Origin of the sequence: Microcoleus sp. CAWBG27, assembly GCF_020883145.1 — a bacterium.
GTDB lineage: Bacteria > Cyanobacteriota > Cyanobacteriia > Cyanobacteriales > Microcoleaceae > Microcoleus.
Genome location: NZ_JAHREU010000008.1, coordinates 130,976 through 144,486, shown reverse-complemented (window position 1 = coordinate 144,486; position 13,511 = coordinate 130,976). Strand labels below are relative to the sequence as shown.

Sequence of the window (13,511 nt, the reverse complement as noted above, 5' to 3'; positions counted from 1 at the left end):
TTACGTAAGTACCTAAGTACCGATCGCGGTAAAACCACTATGGATCGCCCCATGACCACCCATTTCATTTCCGCAGAAGTTGACCTCCAGGACACCGCCGAAGAACTCCACTCGGCTATTGAAATTGAACTGCAAAAGCACGGCGAACCCCTGCGCTGGGCAGTCACAGATGTGGATGTCGATCGCCAAAAAGCCCTGGTAGAAGGCTACGTGCTCGTGGAAGCATCCCCGGTATCAGCGTGAACCCCCCCCCTTTAACAGTGGTTTTGATAGTCCCCACAGGCGTTGGAGCCTCGATCGGTGGGTTTGCAGGAGATGCTCTACCTGTCGCTAGGGCGATCGCCCAAGTTTCTGATACGCTAATTACTCACCCCAACGTCCTCAACGGCGCTCAACTTTATTGGCCCATACCTAACGCCCTTTACGTGGAAGGTTATGCTCTTGACAAATTTGCCGCCGGATGCTGGGGACTGCAACCGGTACATCAAAATCGCATCGGCTTAATCGTGGATTGCGCGATCGAACCGGAGTTACAATTGCGCCACTTGCAAGCGGTTGATGCTGCTAGAGCTACATTGGGTTTAAACATAACTGATTGTATTTTGACCGATCGCCCCCTGCAAGTAGAATTACGCATTTCAGAATCAGGGGCATCCTGGGGGACGATCGGCAATCCCGACAGTTTACTGCGCGCAGCCGACAAATTGATCGCACAAGCCAAAGTCCAGGCGATCGCGGTTGTGGCCAGATTTCCCGACGATGAAGGTAGCGTCGCGCTGGAAAACTACCGCCGCGGCAAAGGAGTCGATCCCCTCGCAGGCGCGGAAGCAGTCATCAGTCACCTCATTGTCAGAACATTTAAAATTCCCTGCGCCCACGCCCCCGCCCTGTCGCCACTTCCCCTCGATCCACATCTTTCGCCGCGATCGGCTGCGGAGGAAATCGGTTATACTTTCTTACCTTGCGTGCTCGCGGGTCTTAGCAAAGCTCCCCAGTTTACAACACAGAAAGCCCAGGAACACAGCCAATTATCCATTACTGCCGATCGAGTTGATGCGATGGTAATACCGGCCACAGCGTGCGGTGGCAGTGCTATTCTAAGTTTGAGCGGGCGATCGACAGTACAAATTATTGCTGTGGGTGACAACAAAACCCAGATGCAAGCTTCCCCAGAAAAACTCGGAATCAAAGCTTTGCAGGTAAACTCATATTTAGAGGCGATCGGCGTATTGGTCGCTTTACGAGCCGGCATTAGTCCAGCTTCTTTGGGTGCAGACATCTCCTCCCTGCGGTGTTTGTCTGACTCAACTCAACAAATCTAAAATCTAAAACCTAAAATCTAAAATTGATTAAGTGCCAGAAAAACTTCCCGAAAATCCCGAAATTGAACCGTTGACGCGCACTCAGGTTTTAGTAGCAATGGGCGTGACAGCAATTATGTTGCTGGCGGTAGCTAAATTGTGGTTGATATTTGGATCGGTATCGCTTTTACCCGTGAAATTCATCGTCATGGATTTGTTCAAAGGATTGGCGATCGGACTGGCAATTACAGGCGGTAGTGCGATCGTATATCAACTCTGGCCCGGTTATCGCCGGAGTGCAGACATTTACTTAGAAGTAGTGCTCAAACCTTTGTTTTGGCCGGATTTAATTTGGCTGGGACTGCTACCGGGACTTAGCGAAGAATTGCTATTTCGAGGCGTGATGCTGTCTGGTTTGGGCTTGAATGTGACCGGTTTAGTTTTATCGAGTTTTTGTTTCGGCATTCTGCACTTGGGAGGAATGGATCAGTGGCCTTATGCTGTTTGGGCGACGGCTGTGGGTTTCCTGCTGGGTTACAGTGTTTTAGCTACTGGCAATTTGTTAGTACCAATTACAGCTCATGTCTGCACGAATTTGATTTCTAGCTGTGTTTGGAAGTGGGAACACAATATGGTGAAGCGGTAGAGCGATCGCGCAGATTGGTTTGTAGTGAGGACTTCAGTCCGCAGAAATCCAAGGACTAAAGTCATTACTAGATTGGTTTGTAGTGAGGACTTCAGTCCGCAGAAATCAAAGGACTAAAGTCCTTACTACGAACCTTTGGTATTTGTTTGTAGTGAGGACTTCAGTCCGCAGAAATCAAAGGACTAAAGTCCTCACTACGAACCTTTGGTATTTGTTTGTAGTGAGGACTTCAGTCCGCAGAAATTCAAGGACTAAAGTCCTCACTACGAACCTTTTTTATGCTGTAATTGACGACACACGATCAATTGACTTTTGATATATTAAAACCGTCGAATCCGATCTTTATTAAGGCAGTTGATAACTGCTCGATCGCACAATCAATTCACCTTGACTGGGGTTACGGCTGAAGATAAAAGCTCCTTCTTTAGTTTCGCCGCTTGACAAAAAATCAATTTGCTGATCGGCAGATTCCAAGACTTCGCCCTTGACGCGCAGTTCGGCTACAACTTGCACTGATTCTGCCGTTTCGCCACCCGTGTTAGTAACTTTAAACGGTACGTAAAATTGCCCTTGCGTGGCGCGAATTGGCTCGTTGCGAGTCACAGAAATCACAGGAGGTTCCTGTTTTTTAGTCACCCAGTTGTAAAGTACGAGTCCGGTGATGGTAGACAGGATCGAACAGGCGATCGCAAATGTTACCCATTCAGCAAAAGTTCTTTTTTGTGGCTGTTCGTTATTACTTTCCTCATTACTGTCATTCATACCGCCAACCTCCCCGCCGCGCCGCCAACAGTTGCCGGCAATCCCAATACTAACGTATAGCCCAACCAAACAGACCACGGATCGTCAAAGCTGAGTTTGTGGAAAAAAAACAGCATAAATGCAGAAGCCACTAGCGATACTAAATAAGCCATCACTGTTTCGCTGAGGGGACTCTGAAAAATTCCTTGATGCTGCTGGCGTTTTGCTTGATAAGTAAAGTCAGCTACGAATACAATACCGTAGGAAATTAGCAGCGAAGCGGCGATAATTGCTAATTGCCAAGGTGGCGAAATAGCTGCGGCTAGCATGGGAATTTCGTCAGTTGGGGCGATGTTGAAAGCAATGATCATCGCGCCGATTAAAGTAGCGCCGATATCTGCTAAAGTGGGATTAATCATCGGTTCGCTGTCGCTGTCTGAGCTTTGATAGCGATCGCCACTCAAGAAACCGCTTGCCAGGGCCACTCCCAAGGCAAAGGGCAAGCCTTCAAAAATGATTTTCCCCAAAGCTTGTTGCAGCGGAGTATCCGGCGTAATTTCCCGGAGCAAAAACAGGATAACAGCGGCGCAGACAATCCCAATCGCGATCGCTTCTACGCTATCGATTGCAGCATCCCGCCACCGGATGTCCTTAGTTTTGCGAAAGCCTTCAGTGCGAGTCAGCAAGAAAACGACGATAAAAGTAGTTACAATGGCGATCGACATTTGCGCTGGTTTAGTAGAGGAACCGATCCACCAAACCTCCATCGTATAAAGCAGCGGAATGCCGAACAAAAAGCCGCCCGATGCACCTCGAATAATATCTCTTAGTTCATTTGACCACTGATTTTTGCGCTGTTTTTTTGCTTTGTTCATATTTCGGCTAAAAAGCTAATTAAAAATTATACAAAATTTCCCGCGCTTATAAATCTCTTTGCCAAATCTTGATAGTATTTTCATCACTTCCACTAACTAGAGTCTGCCCATCCGGACTAAAAGCCACGGAATAAACTCCCCATGAATGCCCCAAGAGACTGCAAAGTTTCTCTCTAGCGTCAAGATTCCAAAGTTCGATAATACCAGGTTCCCTGCTATCATCTTCGCTGTCAGAATCCCACCCACCACTTGCTAAAATTTTACCATCAGGGCTAAAAGCTAAGCAGAAGTCTCCCATTGAAGTTTCCGCAAGAGTATAAATTTTTGCCCCTGTATAGAGATTCCACAACTTGATATTCCCCCGAGAGTGCAAGGTAGCAAAATTTTCTGCATCAGGGCTGACAGCGATCGCATAAACAGAGTCCATCCCCTCTTTCCAATGCTTTGTCCAGATTTCGTCTCCAGTGGCTAAATTAAAAGCTACTGCACTTAGAGAAACATAATCATCTCCACTGCTACTGACTAGAATCTTTCCGTCAGGACTGAATAAAACATCCAAACCATAATATACTTCTACTGGCCACTTTAAAGTCCGAATTTGTTTTCCATTGCTAAGGTTCCAAAGTTTGATAGTTGTGTCTTCACTGGCACTTGCCAGAGTCTTTTCGTCGGGACTGATGGCTACAGAAGTAATTATGTTTGAATGGCCGTTAATGGTGTAAATTTCCTCTTTATTGCTGAGATTCCATAGTTTGATAGTTGCATCTTTACTACCGCTAGCAAGAGTTTGCCCGTCAGGGCTGAGGGTAATAGATGTAACCCCTTGTGAATGTCCTGCTAAAGTATGAATTTCTTCCCCTGTGTTGAGGTTCCACAGCTTAATTGTGCTGTCAGAACTTCCGCTAACTATAGTCTGTCCGTCTGGGGTGATGACAACAGAAGTTACCGAACTTGAATGTCCGTGAAGGGTGTGTACGCATTGCCAGTTGGGAGTTTGAAACATTTATAACTTATGGCGATCGATAATTTGACATATTTTAAGTGCGAGCTTAGATAGCATCTCCACTCAACTTTGTGCATAAGCTATTAAAAATTCCTCTCTTGAAATTCCCGCCTGAGTACAAATTGCTCTCAGTGTCCCTGATTTTATTTGATCGTGGTTAGGCATTACCAGCGGAGTCTCCGTGCCATCCTGATTTTCTCGCACCATGACAATATGTTCGCGTTCTCTAATAATCCTAAAACCCAAAAACTGAAATGTTCTGATGACTCGTTTTTTAGGAGCATCGACAGGAAATTTCGACATTAAATAGCCACCTCTGCCTTTACTAAAAAAGTCTCGACAGCGGATGATTCGTCTTCCATAATTTCTTGGCCGAATATCTCGATGTAGCAGCGAATAGCTGACTTGACATCAGCTAATGCTTCCTCATAGGTGTTACCTTCACCAACTACAACACCTTTGATGCCAAGGGGATAGGCTACATAACCGTCGGGATGTTTTTCAATTATAATTCTAAATTGTTTCATCTTCGCCTCTTTATTTTTATACTAACTTAATTCACCACAGGCGCGCGATCGCATACGCATCAAAAATACCATCAACGCTCAAAACTGGTATCTGTTCCGCCATAGATTGTGCAATTATCAGCCTGTCAAATGGATCGCAGTGATGTAAAGGCAGTGAAGCTACAACCTCAATGTGGTCGAAACTTATTTCCAGTATCTCAATTCTATTAACTGCGATCTGCTGCTTGATAAACTCCATAAAAGGCATACTAAAATTTAGCCTGCCTATGCTATGCTTAATCGCCATTTCCCAGACGCTAGCTGTACTGAAGATAATATCGTTATTTCCGTTGTCAATTAGCGATCGCGCTGTTGTGCTGAGTCTTGAACTATCTGTCGCGTACCAAATAAAGGCATGAGTGTCCAACAACAACCTCATTCCATGTACTCCTTAAATTCTTCTAGCGGTTCATCAAAATCATCGGACATCCAAACCATGCCTTTAGCACTCCCTGCTTGCCGATTGGGTTTAGCTTGTTTGGGAATTCCTACCAATTTTACAACAGGCTGATTATCTTTACTAATCGAAACTTCTTCACCTCTCATCGCCGCTTCGATTAATTCCAAAAGCTTTTCTTTTGCCTCAACAATATCTACTTGATACATAACTCGTGCCTCCGCATAAAGTTGGAAATTTGAGATTTGAGATTGACCGTGACTAATGAAGCTTGCGATCCTGTATTTTCATCAAATGAAAGACCAGATTTGTTTGACTCTATCTCGCACTTGCGCCAAATCATCAGGGGTTAATATTCCCAGTCTCCTTTCAACTAAACTTTTTTGTAATGTGTTCAGTTTATGCAAGCGAACCGCTGAAGGTCGCTTTAATCCTGCTTGTTGCCATTCCTGAATTTCGACATCAAAGCTTGTACGAGGAATTTGACTGGTTATCTTGGCAACAATCATGTCTTCATCTCCTGTGTCCAGCAGTACCAGGCCAGGACGGCGTTTAGTTTCGGTTGCACCCGCAAATAAGAATGCGACTATAACTAATTCTCCAGACTGATAATTAGACATAGCTCAAACCCGATCGTAAATTGTATCTTCTTCGCTGCAATCTGCAAAGAATTGTGTGGCAGCAAGACGATGCCAATCTGTTTTTTCCTCTACTTCATCTGTTTCTGAGTTTGTTTGTTCATTCACTAGAATTATCACTCTTACATCTTGGTTGACTGCCAAGTATTTTAAAATGTCATCGGTCAAGTTTATTTTTCCTTCCGATGTAACTTTTGCTGGAAATTCGTAGGCTTTCATAATGTGAGTTTTAGATTTGTGTTTCCCCAGTTATTGCTACCTTAACATAATCTCAATTAGACAAATCCTCTTCCTCCAAATCAACAGAAGGCAACTCCGTATCATCCGACTGCAACTGAGCCGGAGTAGCCGGAATCGCCGCAATGATTGCATCGATCACTCTAGCCACCGGAATAATTTCCATCCCCAAATCTGGCACGGATTGATTCTTCGGAATAATCGCCCTTTTGAAGCCCAATTTCGCTGCTTCTCTCAGTCGCAGTTCTAATTGCGAAACTGGGCGTACTTGTCCGCCCAAACCGACTTCTCCGAGCAAAACTGTGCGTGCATCAATTACCCGATCGCGAAAACTGGCCACAACTGCGATCGCCACCCCCAAATCCGCCGCCGGTTCCTCCACCTTCAACCCGCCTACCGACGCCACAATCACATCCAATTTAGACAAAGGAATCCCCACCCTTTTCTCCAAAACAGCCAAAATTTGCTGCAATCTACTACTATCCACACCAGTAGTAGAACGGCGTGGCGCACCAAAACTTGCAGGGCTGACTAACGCCTGAATCTCCACTAAAATCGGTCGAGTTCCCTCGCAAGCAACCGTCGTCGAAGTACCCGGAGAAAATTCATCTTTATTGCCTAAAAACAACTCCGACGGATTATCTACTTCTCGCAAACCATTGGCTACCATTTCAAAAACACCGATTTCGTGAGTCGCGCCAAAACGGTTTTTCATCGATCGCAAAAGGCGATGAGAAGCAAATCTATCGCCCTCAAAATACAGTACAGTATCTACCAAATGCTCCAAAACCCTCGGCCCCGCCAAAGATCCATCCTTAGTAACGTGACCAACCAAGAATAAAGTAATATTTTCCCTTTTTGCAACCTGCATCAAAGCAGACGTACATTCCCGTACCTGAGCCACCGAACCCGGAGCCGATGTTAAATTAGCAAAATAAATAGTTTGGATGCTATCAATCACCGCCACATTCGGTTTCAGCGCTTCCAACTCCCGCAAAACAACTTCTAAATCCGTCTCTGGAAGCAAGTAGAAATTCTCCGCTGAATTGTCCTGGGAATCGGTTTTAGCCTCTCCATTGCTATCAGATATATTTCCGCCATTGCTTGACAAATTAACCGGATTAGCCACACCCAAGCGCTGCGATCGCAATTTTACTTGCTGACCAGACTCCTCCGCACTAACATAGAGTATTCTATCCTTGCGCGCCAACATATTCGCCATCTGTAATAGCAGCGTCGATTTCCCGATTCCCGGTTCCCCGCCAATCAACACCAGCGATCCCGGAACAATCCCACCTCCCAAAACTCGATCGAGTTCCCCATAGCCAGAAGGCCAGCGAGACTGAGTTTGGTCGGAAATCTGCGATAATCTAAAAGATACCTTTGGTTGACCCTTCGACTTATCAGGAGGCGAACCGCCCACTGACTTAGTTGTCACCCCAGTCAAACCAGCCCGTGGCCCACCAGCAGTATGTGGTTCTAACTGCTCGTCAAAAGAATCCCACTTGTGACAGCTAGGACACCTGCCAAAATATTGTGGTGAATCATACCCACATTCCCGACAAATATATTGTATTCGAGGCTTAGGCATTGTTTACTATGATAAATAGTCACCCTAACATTTAGAAAAGTCTGAGTTAAAGCAATTATCAAGCTTTCAGACCGATCGCCATACACGATTCAATCTGTATATTCTATGATAGGGTACAAAAAATTAAGATTATCTGAAATGTAACTTAAGGAGTGCTCGGTAACTTGGAAAATCATAAAGAAAAAATTCTGGTAGTCGATGACGAAGCCAGTATCCGGCGCATTCTGGAGACTCGCCTTTCCATGATTGGCTACGATGTCGTCACCGCTGCTGACGGTGAAGAAGCTCTCGAAACATTTCGCAACACCGAACCCGACTTAGTAGTTTTGGACGTGATGATGCCGAAGCTCGACGGTTACGGGGTGTGTCAGGAGTTACGCAAAGAATCAGACGTACCCATCATCATGCTAACCGCTTTGGGAGACGTAGCCGATCGCATCACCGGTTTAGAATTGGGCGCCGACGATTACGTCGTCAAACCTTTCTCTCCCAAAGAGCTCGAAGCCCGCATCCGTTCGGTACTGCGCCGGGTTGACAAAAACGGCGCCTCAGGAATTCCCAGTTCGGGAGTCATCCACGTCACCAACATTAGGATTGACACAAACAAGCGCCAAGTTTATAAAGGCGACGAACGAATTCGGCTCACAGGCATGGAATTCAGCTTGTTAGAGCTGCTTGTCAGCCGTTCTGGAGAGCCTTTTTCGCGATCGGAAATTTTGCAAGAAGTTTGGGGATACACGCCAGAACGCCACGTAGACACCCGCGTTGTGGACGTTCACATCTCCCGGCTGAGGGCAAAGTTGGAAGACGACCCCAGCAATCCTGAATTAATTCTCACCGCCCGCGGCACCGGCTATCTATTCCAGCGCATTGTCGAAATTGGCGAAGTCGGTTGACCTGTGGCAGTTGGCAGTTGGCGGTTCGGTTCGTAGTGCGGACTTCAGTCCGCTCTTATTCTGCGGACACTCCCGACGCACTACGAACCTTAATCCTAACTAATGACTAATGACAAAATCGGATCCAAATAAAGTTTTGCGGCAACTACCCTTAGTTGCGGGAGGGTTAGCAGGTACGCTGCTGGTGGTGAACCGCTTCCTGACAGAGCAAATTACAGACTCTCAAACTCGATCGGACGTTTTGGGAGTAATTATCAGCGCCCTGCTGATTTTAACAGGTTTGCTGTGGCAACAGGTGCAAGCGCGATCGCCCGATTCGGTACAGCTTACCGGCTCTGAAGGCTTCGAGCTGGCGCCGGATTTGCCCGATGCCGTCAAGCTAGAATTAGCTTGGGCGTCGCGTTTGCTGTTGACAAATACGGCCACAAGGGCGATCGTCATTGTCTATCAAGGAAAAGTCTTATTGAGGCGCGGCATCTTAGGCATCAATCCCGAAGTCAAGCCAGGGCCAATATTGCAGCGAGTGCTCGACAAAAACAAACCAGTTTATCTAGTAAATCTGAATATCTATCCCGGCAAAATCGAATTCGACTATTTGCCAGAAAATACCCAAGGAGTTATCTGTCAGCCGATCGGCACTCAAGGCGTATTAATATTAGGTGCTAACGCGCCGCGCAGCTATACCAAGCAAGATGAAAATTGGGTTGAAGGCATTGCCGAAAAACTAGAAAATACCCTCAACCAATTTTAGATTTTAGATTTTAGATTTTAGATTTTAGTTGGTAGGGTTTTGGTGCCCGCAGCTTCGGCTAGAGACAGTCGTAGGGTGCGTCAGAATACGTTATTGTCTCAATCATGGAAAAGCTATTTTCTGACGCACATTGTATCACGGGATGGCGATGGGTGGAGTTGCAGGGGTAGGTCAAATTCAGTTGTTGCAACCATTTTTGACGCTGCTGGCTTCGGCTATTTTGCTTGGTGAGACTCTGGAGCCGATCGCCCTAATCACCGCTTGTTTAGTCGTAGCGAGCGTAGCTGTGGGTAAAAAAACAGCAATTAAGTAATGAGAATTAAATAACTTACAATTTAATGATTCTTGTGGGATGGGCGGGAGAACCCGTACAGAAAGGACGGGTTCTTCTGGCCTATCCCACTTTCAAGAGTGTAAATTATTTAATTTGCGTTCCTAAGCGGGCAGAAGATTTGTGAGGATCTCGACTATATCTAATGACAGATGTAAAGCCTGGACTATTTCTATTAAATACGACTAATTAACTAAACCTTTAGGAAAATACTAATGTTAGATATTGATGAACTGAGTTCAAAAGAAATACAGGAACTCCTACACACAGTAGGATACGGTCATCTGGGCTGCATCCACGAAGGCAAGCCCTACGTGATACCCATGAATTATTATCTCGAAGCAGATGACATTTACCTGTTTACCACGATCGGCATGAAGACTCACGATCTTGATGCGAATCCCGAAATTTGTTTGCAGGTTGAAGAAATACGCGAGCCTCTTCATTGGCGCAGTGTTATTGTCAATGGTCGAGCTTCCCGCCTCACCGAGCAAGCAGATATCGATCGAGTAATGCACCTCGTCAAAGAGCGCAATCCCATGCTATCACCTGCGATCAATCGCACCTGGATTGATAGTCAGGGACGTTCCGAGGCGATCGCAATTTACCGCATTGATGCGAGTGAGATGAGCGGGCGTACTACAGATGGAGTCAGCAGCCGCTAATCACCGAGATATTTCAGAGGAAAAGAAATATGGTTGCGACTTTCGATCCCAATACTGCGATCGGCTTATCTGAGCAAAATGCGATCGCCCGACTCAAAGATGACGGCTACAACGAACTCGCCTCGGCACAATCGCGCAATCTGTTGTCGATCGCCTGGAATAGTATTCAAGATCCGATTTTTCTGTTACTCGTCGGCGGTGGTATCATTTATTGGATTTTAGGCGACTTACAAGAAGCCTTGATTTTGCTAGGTTTCGTCTTTTTTATCACCGGAATTAGTCTCTACCAAGAAGGCAAAACCGAACACGCCCTAGAAGCTTTGCGCGATCTTTCCAGCCCTCGCGCCTTGGTGATTCGCGATGGAGAGCGCAAACGGATTGCGGGGCGAGAAGTGGTTAGGGGCGATTTCTTAGTGCTCGCAGAGGGCGATCGCGTGTCTGTGGATGCGATCGTCCTATCTTGCTCAAATCTGTCAACCGATGAGTCGTTATTAACCGGGGAATCGCTACCGGTTCGCAAAGTTACCGCTGTGGGTAACGTGGAGATGGCGCGTCCCGGAGGTGATGAATTGCCGTTTGTGTATTCTGGCACATTGGTGGTTCAGGGACAGGGAATTGCTCAAGTAAAGGCGATCGGCGCTCAAACAGAAATGGGCAAAATTGGCAAGGCTTTGCAAAAAATTAAGCCAGAAACCACGCCTTTGCAACAGGAAATGAATCGATTGGTGAGCCGCTTATTTGGCATTGCTTTATCGCTTTGTGTGGCAATTGTGGTAATTTATGGATTCACAACAGGAGATTGGCTTAAAGGAGTTCTCGCCGGAATTACCTTAGCAATGGCAATTTTGCCGAATGAATTTCCGGTTGTCGTGACAATCTTCCTAGCATTGGGAGCTTGGCGGATTTCTCAGAATCATGTCTTAGCTCGCCGCGCCTCGGCCGTTGAAACCGTAGGTTCCGCAACCGTTTTGTGCGTGGATAAAACGGGGACGTTGACTCAGAATCAGATGGCTGTGCAGCAGCTATTCGCCTACAACCAGGCAGAAAAATCTCAGCCTTACGATTTGGGATTGCATTCCTCAGAGGCACTTCCAGAAGCAGTTCATCAGTTAGTCGAGTTCTGTATTCTGGCAAGCCAAAGAGATCCATTCGATCCAATGGAAAAAGCTTTTAAGCAATTGGGCGATCGCTATTTGGCGCATACCGAACATTTGCACGGTGATTGGAAACTGTTACGAGAATATCCGCTATCACCGCATCTACTGGCAATGTCTCACGTTTGGGAGTCAGCAGATCGCAAATTGTATGAAGTTGCGGCAAAAGGAGCACCGGAGGCGATCGCGGATCTCTGCCATTTCACGCCCCAACAGCAGCAAATTATGGCAGCCCAAGTCAGTGCAATGGCAAGTCAAGGATTGCGGGTATTAGGTGTTGCCAAAGCATCACTTGTCGGTGCGCCGCCGCCATTTTTGCCACCACATCCGTCGCTGAATATTGAGCATTTGCCCGATCAACAACATGACTTTCCCTTTGAATTTATCGGATTAGTCGGACTTTCCGATCCAGTGCGTCCAACCGTGGCGGCTGCGATTCAAGAATGTTATACCGCTGGAATTCGAGTTGTGATGATTACAGGTGATTATCCCGAAACTGCTCAAACCATTGCTCGTCAAGTGGGATTGATGCAAATGGGAGCCGTTGTCACCGGAGCAGAATTAGATGGCATGAGCGACGCTGAATTAGAGCAGCGGATTCAAAGTACAAATATTTTTGCACGAGCCGTTCCCGAACACAAGTTGCGGTTAGTTAATGCTTTGAAATCTAAGGGCGAAGTCGTTGCCATGACAGGGGATGGTGTGAATGATGCTCCGGCTCTCAAAGCTGCTCAAATCGGGATTGCGATGGGTGAGCGAGGCACCGATGTAGCCCGTGAATCTGCGGCTTTGGTGTTACTAGATGATGATTTTTCGTCGATCGTCCAAGCAGTCAAACTGGGGCGCAGAATTTTTGACAATCTCCGCAAAGCCATGTCATATCTGATTGCGATTCATATCCCGATCGCCGGAATGTCTTTGATTCCAGTATTGTTTAAATTACCGTTAGTATTGCTTCCGGTTCATGTGGCATTTTTACATTTAATTATCGATCCAGCTTGCTCGATCGTATTAGAAGCCGAACCCGCAGAAGCAACGGTGATGCAGCGCCCTCCCCGCAACCCCAAAGAACCTTTATTTGGCAAGAAAACGCTCTCCTTGGCTGTGTTGCAAGGATGCGGAATTTTGGCGGTTGTGCTGGCGATTTTTGCGATCGCCCTGTATCGCAGACAAGGCGAATTTGATGCCCGTGCATTAACGTTTACGACGTTGATTTTGGCAAACTTAGCACTAATTTTGAGCGAAGGTTCGACTTCCCGCCTCAGCTTGAAAATACTGAAATCGCCAAATCCCGCCCTGTGGTGGGTGCTTGGTGGCGGACTGTTGTTCCTTGGTTTGGTGCTATATGTCCCGTTTTTGCGTCATTTGTTCAGCTTTTCTCTGCTACGTGCGATCGATCTTGCGATCTGTTTGGGCGGTGGATTAATTAGCTTAATCTGGTTTGAACTGTTGAAACAAACTACAAAAATGAGATCGTAGTCAGAGACTGAATAAATATTAGTTCTAGCAGCAAAGGTTGCTTACGGTAAAAATAATGACATATCTACCTCTTAAGATATTCACACCCTCAACCTAAGATAGATGGCGATAACTCCAGAACGTGAAATCATTGAATTCATGAGAGTTGTTTTATTTATTCACCGGCAGAGTAGATAAGGTAATTAACAACAAAGATTTTTATGACTCGCTGGCTATTCAATAATACTATTGACCAGTCTC

Annotated in this window: 18 protein-coding genes; 8 read left to right on the top strand and 10 right to left on the bottom strand. The window is 46.3% G+C overall.

From position 1 onward, the window contains the following. Positions 1-51: 51 nt before the first annotated feature. Genes QZ938_RS07445 through QZ938_RS07435 form a run of 3 tightly spaced genes read left to right on the top strand, consistent with a single transcriptional unit; the run spans position 52 to position 1,947 of the window. On the top strand, positions 52-243 hold the full coding sequence (locus QZ938_RS07445; protein WP_293154985.1) for a hypothetical protein: 192 nt from the start codon (positions 52-54) through the stop codon (positions 241-243). Then, on the top strand, positions 240-1,322 hold the full coding sequence (locus QZ938_RS07440) for a DUF3326 domain-containing protein (protein WP_293348075.1): 1,083 nt from the start codon (positions 240-242) through the stop codon (positions 1,320-1,322). Before QZ938_RS07445 ends, QZ938_RS07440 begins: the two co-directional genes overlap by 4 nt. Positions 1,323-1,353: 31 nt before the next feature. Further along, a complete protein-coding gene (locus tag QZ938_RS07435; RefSeq protein ID WP_293154857.1) occupies positions 1,354-1,947 on the top strand; it encodes a CPBP family intramembrane glutamic endopeptidase in 594 nt (197 codons plus the stop codon). A 345-nt stretch (positions 1,948-2,292) separates the two neighbouring features. Here QZ938_RS07435 and QZ938_RS07430 read toward each other — a convergent pair whose 3' ends face one another. The 10 genes from QZ938_RS07430 to radA all read right to left on the bottom strand — a co-directional run bounded on the left by QZ938_RS07430 (position 2,293) and on the right by radA (position 7,995). Then, entirely contained in the window at positions 2,293-2,709 is a 417-nt protein-coding gene (locus QZ938_RS07430) for a TIGR02588 family protein (RefSeq protein WP_293154854.1), read from the bottom strand. Continuing rightward, a complete protein-coding gene (locus tag QZ938_RS07425) occupies positions 2,706-3,563 on the bottom strand; it encodes a TIGR02587 family membrane protein (RefSeq protein WP_293348078.1) in 858 nt (285 codons plus the stop codon). Before QZ938_RS07425 ends, QZ938_RS07430 begins: the two co-directional genes overlap by 4 nt. Before the next feature lie 46 nt (positions 3,564-3,609). Continuing rightward, positions 3,610-4,566 carry a WD40 repeat domain-containing protein gene (locus QZ938_RS07420; protein WP_293348081.1) on the bottom strand — a complete coding sequence of 319 codons (957 nt, stop codon included), beginning with the start codon at positions 4,564-4,566 and terminating at the stop codon, positions 3,610-3,612. A 63-nt stretch (positions 4,567-4,629) separates the two neighbouring features. Next, a complete protein-coding gene (locus tag QZ938_RS07415; RefSeq protein WP_293331300.1) occupies positions 4,630-4,869 on the bottom strand; it encodes a type II toxin-antitoxin system HicA family toxin in 240 nt (79 codons plus the stop codon). Continuing rightward, complete coding sequence (locus tag QZ938_RS07410; RefSeq protein WP_293154848.1) at positions 4,869-5,093, bottom strand: hypothetical protein; 225 nt, start codon at positions 5,091-5,093, stop codon at positions 4,869-4,871. Before QZ938_RS07410 ends, QZ938_RS07415 begins: the two co-directional genes overlap by 1 nt. A 31-nt stretch (positions 5,094-5,124) precedes the next feature. Further along, positions 5,125-5,511 carry a type II toxin-antitoxin system VapC family toxin gene (locus tag QZ938_RS07405; RefSeq protein WP_293348084.1) on the bottom strand — a complete coding sequence of 129 codons (387 nt, stop codon included), beginning with the start codon at positions 5,509-5,511 and terminating at the stop codon, positions 5,125-5,127. After that, positions 5,508-5,738 (bottom strand): type II toxin-antitoxin system Phd/YefM family antitoxin, encoded by a 231-nt coding sequence (locus QZ938_RS07400; RefSeq protein ID WP_293154842.1) that lies wholly within the window; start codon positions 5,736-5,738, stop codon positions 5,508-5,510. Before QZ938_RS07400 ends, QZ938_RS07405 begins: the two co-directional genes overlap by 4 nt. An 81-nt stretch (positions 5,739-5,819) precedes the next feature. Beyond that, the gene (locus QZ938_RS07395) at positions 5,820-6,149 is read right to left on the bottom strand and encodes a type II toxin-antitoxin system PemK/MazF family toxin (protein ID WP_293348087.1); all 330 of its coding nucleotides are present in this window, start codon (positions 6,147-6,149) and stop codon (positions 5,820-5,822) included. A 3-nt stretch (positions 6,150-6,152) separates the two neighbouring features. Continuing rightward, entirely contained in the window at positions 6,153-6,386 is a 234-nt protein-coding gene (locus tag QZ938_RS07390; RefSeq protein WP_293154836.1) for a hypothetical protein, read from the bottom strand. Positions 6,387-6,438: 52 nt separating this feature from the next. Beyond that, positions 6,439-7,995, bottom strand: coding sequence for a DNA repair protein RadA (gene radA, locus QZ938_RS07385; RefSeq protein WP_293348090.1), 1,557 nt, complete (start codon positions 7,993-7,995; stop codon positions 6,439-6,441). A 164-nt stretch (positions 7,996-8,159) separates the two neighbouring features. Between radA and rpaB the strand changes: the two genes are divergently transcribed. From rpaB to QZ938_RS07360, 5 genes are all read left to right on the top strand, one after another. After that, positions 8,160-8,891, top strand: a complete 732-nt coding sequence (rpaB, locus tag QZ938_RS07380) for a response regulator transcription factor RpaB (protein WP_071587789.1) — start codon at positions 8,160-8,162, stop codon at positions 8,889-8,891. A 109-nt stretch (positions 8,892-9,000) separates the two neighbouring features. Then, complete coding sequence (locus tag QZ938_RS07375; RefSeq protein WP_293154822.1) at positions 9,001-9,642, top strand: cofactor assembly of complex C subunit B; 642 nt, start codon at positions 9,001-9,003, stop codon at positions 9,640-9,642. A gap of 142 nt (positions 9,643-9,784) precedes the next feature. Beyond that, positions 9,785-9,955, top strand: coding sequence for a hypothetical protein (locus QZ938_RS07370; RefSeq protein ID WP_363318772.1), 171 nt, complete (start codon positions 9,785-9,787; stop codon positions 9,953-9,955). A gap of 233 nt (positions 9,956-10,188) precedes the next feature. Further along, complete coding sequence (locus QZ938_RS07365) at positions 10,189-10,638, top strand: pyridoxamine 5'-phosphate oxidase family protein (protein ID WP_293331288.1); 450 nt, start codon at positions 10,189-10,191, stop codon at positions 10,636-10,638. A gap of 29 nt (positions 10,639-10,667) precedes the next feature. Continuing rightward, on the top strand, positions 10,668-13,271 hold the full coding sequence (locus QZ938_RS07360) for a cation-translocating P-type ATPase (RefSeq protein ID WP_293348096.1): 2,604 nt from the start codon (positions 10,668-10,670) through the stop codon (positions 13,269-13,271). Positions 13,272-13,511: the final 240 nt, after the last annotated feature.

Bases quoted from the DNA above. Each gene is read 5' to 3' on its own strand.
- QZ938_RS07445 (WP_293154985.1), top strand. From the start codon at position 52: ATGACCACCCATTTCATTTCCGCAGAAGTTGACCTCCAGGACACCGCC.
- QZ938_RS07430 (WP_293154854.1), bottom strand. From the start codon at position 2,709: ATGAATGACAGTAATGAGGAAAGTAATAACGAACAGCCACAAAAAAGA.
- QZ938_RS07425 (WP_293348078.1), bottom strand. From the start codon at position 3,563: ATGAACAAAGCAAAAAAACAGCGCAAAAATCAGTGGTCAAATGAACTA.
- QZ938_RS07420 (WP_293348081.1), bottom strand. From the start codon at position 4,566: ATGTTTCAAACTCCCAACTGGCAATGCGTACACACCCTTCACGGACAT.
- QZ938_RS07415 (WP_293331300.1), bottom strand. From the start codon at position 4,869: ATGTCGAAATTTCCTGTCGATGCTCCTAAAAAACGAGTCATCAGAACA.
- QZ938_RS07410 (WP_293154848.1), bottom strand. From the start codon at position 5,093: ATGAAACAATTTAGAATTATAATTGAAAAACATCCCGACGGTTATGTA.
- QZ938_RS07405 (WP_293348084.1), bottom strand. From the start codon at position 5,511: ATGAGGTTGTTGTTGGACACTCATGCCTTTATTTGGTACGCGACAGAT.
- QZ938_RS07400 (WP_293154842.1), bottom strand. From the start codon at position 5,738: ATGTATCAAGTAGATATTGTTGAGGCAAAAGAAAAGCTTTTGGAATTA.
- QZ938_RS07395 (WP_293348087.1), bottom strand. From the start codon at position 6,149: ATGTCTAATTATCAGTCTGGAGAATTAGTTATAGTCGCATTCTTATTT.
- QZ938_RS07390 (WP_293154836.1), bottom strand. From the start codon at position 6,386: ATGAAAGCCTACGAATTTCCAGCAAAAGTTACATCGGAAGGAAAAATA.
- radA (WP_293348090.1), bottom strand. From the start codon at position 7,995: ATGCCTAAGCCTCGAATACAATATATTTGTCGGGAATGTGGGTATGAT.
- QZ938_RS07375 (WP_293154822.1), top strand. From the start codon at position 9,001: ATGACAAAATCGGATCCAAATAAAGTTTTGCGGCAACTACCCTTAGTT.
- QZ938_RS07370 (WP_363318772.1), top strand. From the start codon at position 9,785: ATGGCGATGGGTGGAGTTGCAGGGGTAGGTCAAATTCAGTTGTTGCAA.
- QZ938_RS07365 (WP_293331288.1), top strand. From the start codon at position 10,189: ATGTTAGATATTGATGAACTGAGTTCAAAAGAAATACAGGAACTCCTA.
- QZ938_RS07360 (WP_293348096.1), top strand. From the start codon at position 10,668: ATGGTTGCGACTTTCGATCCCAATACTGCGATCGGCTTATCTGAGCAA.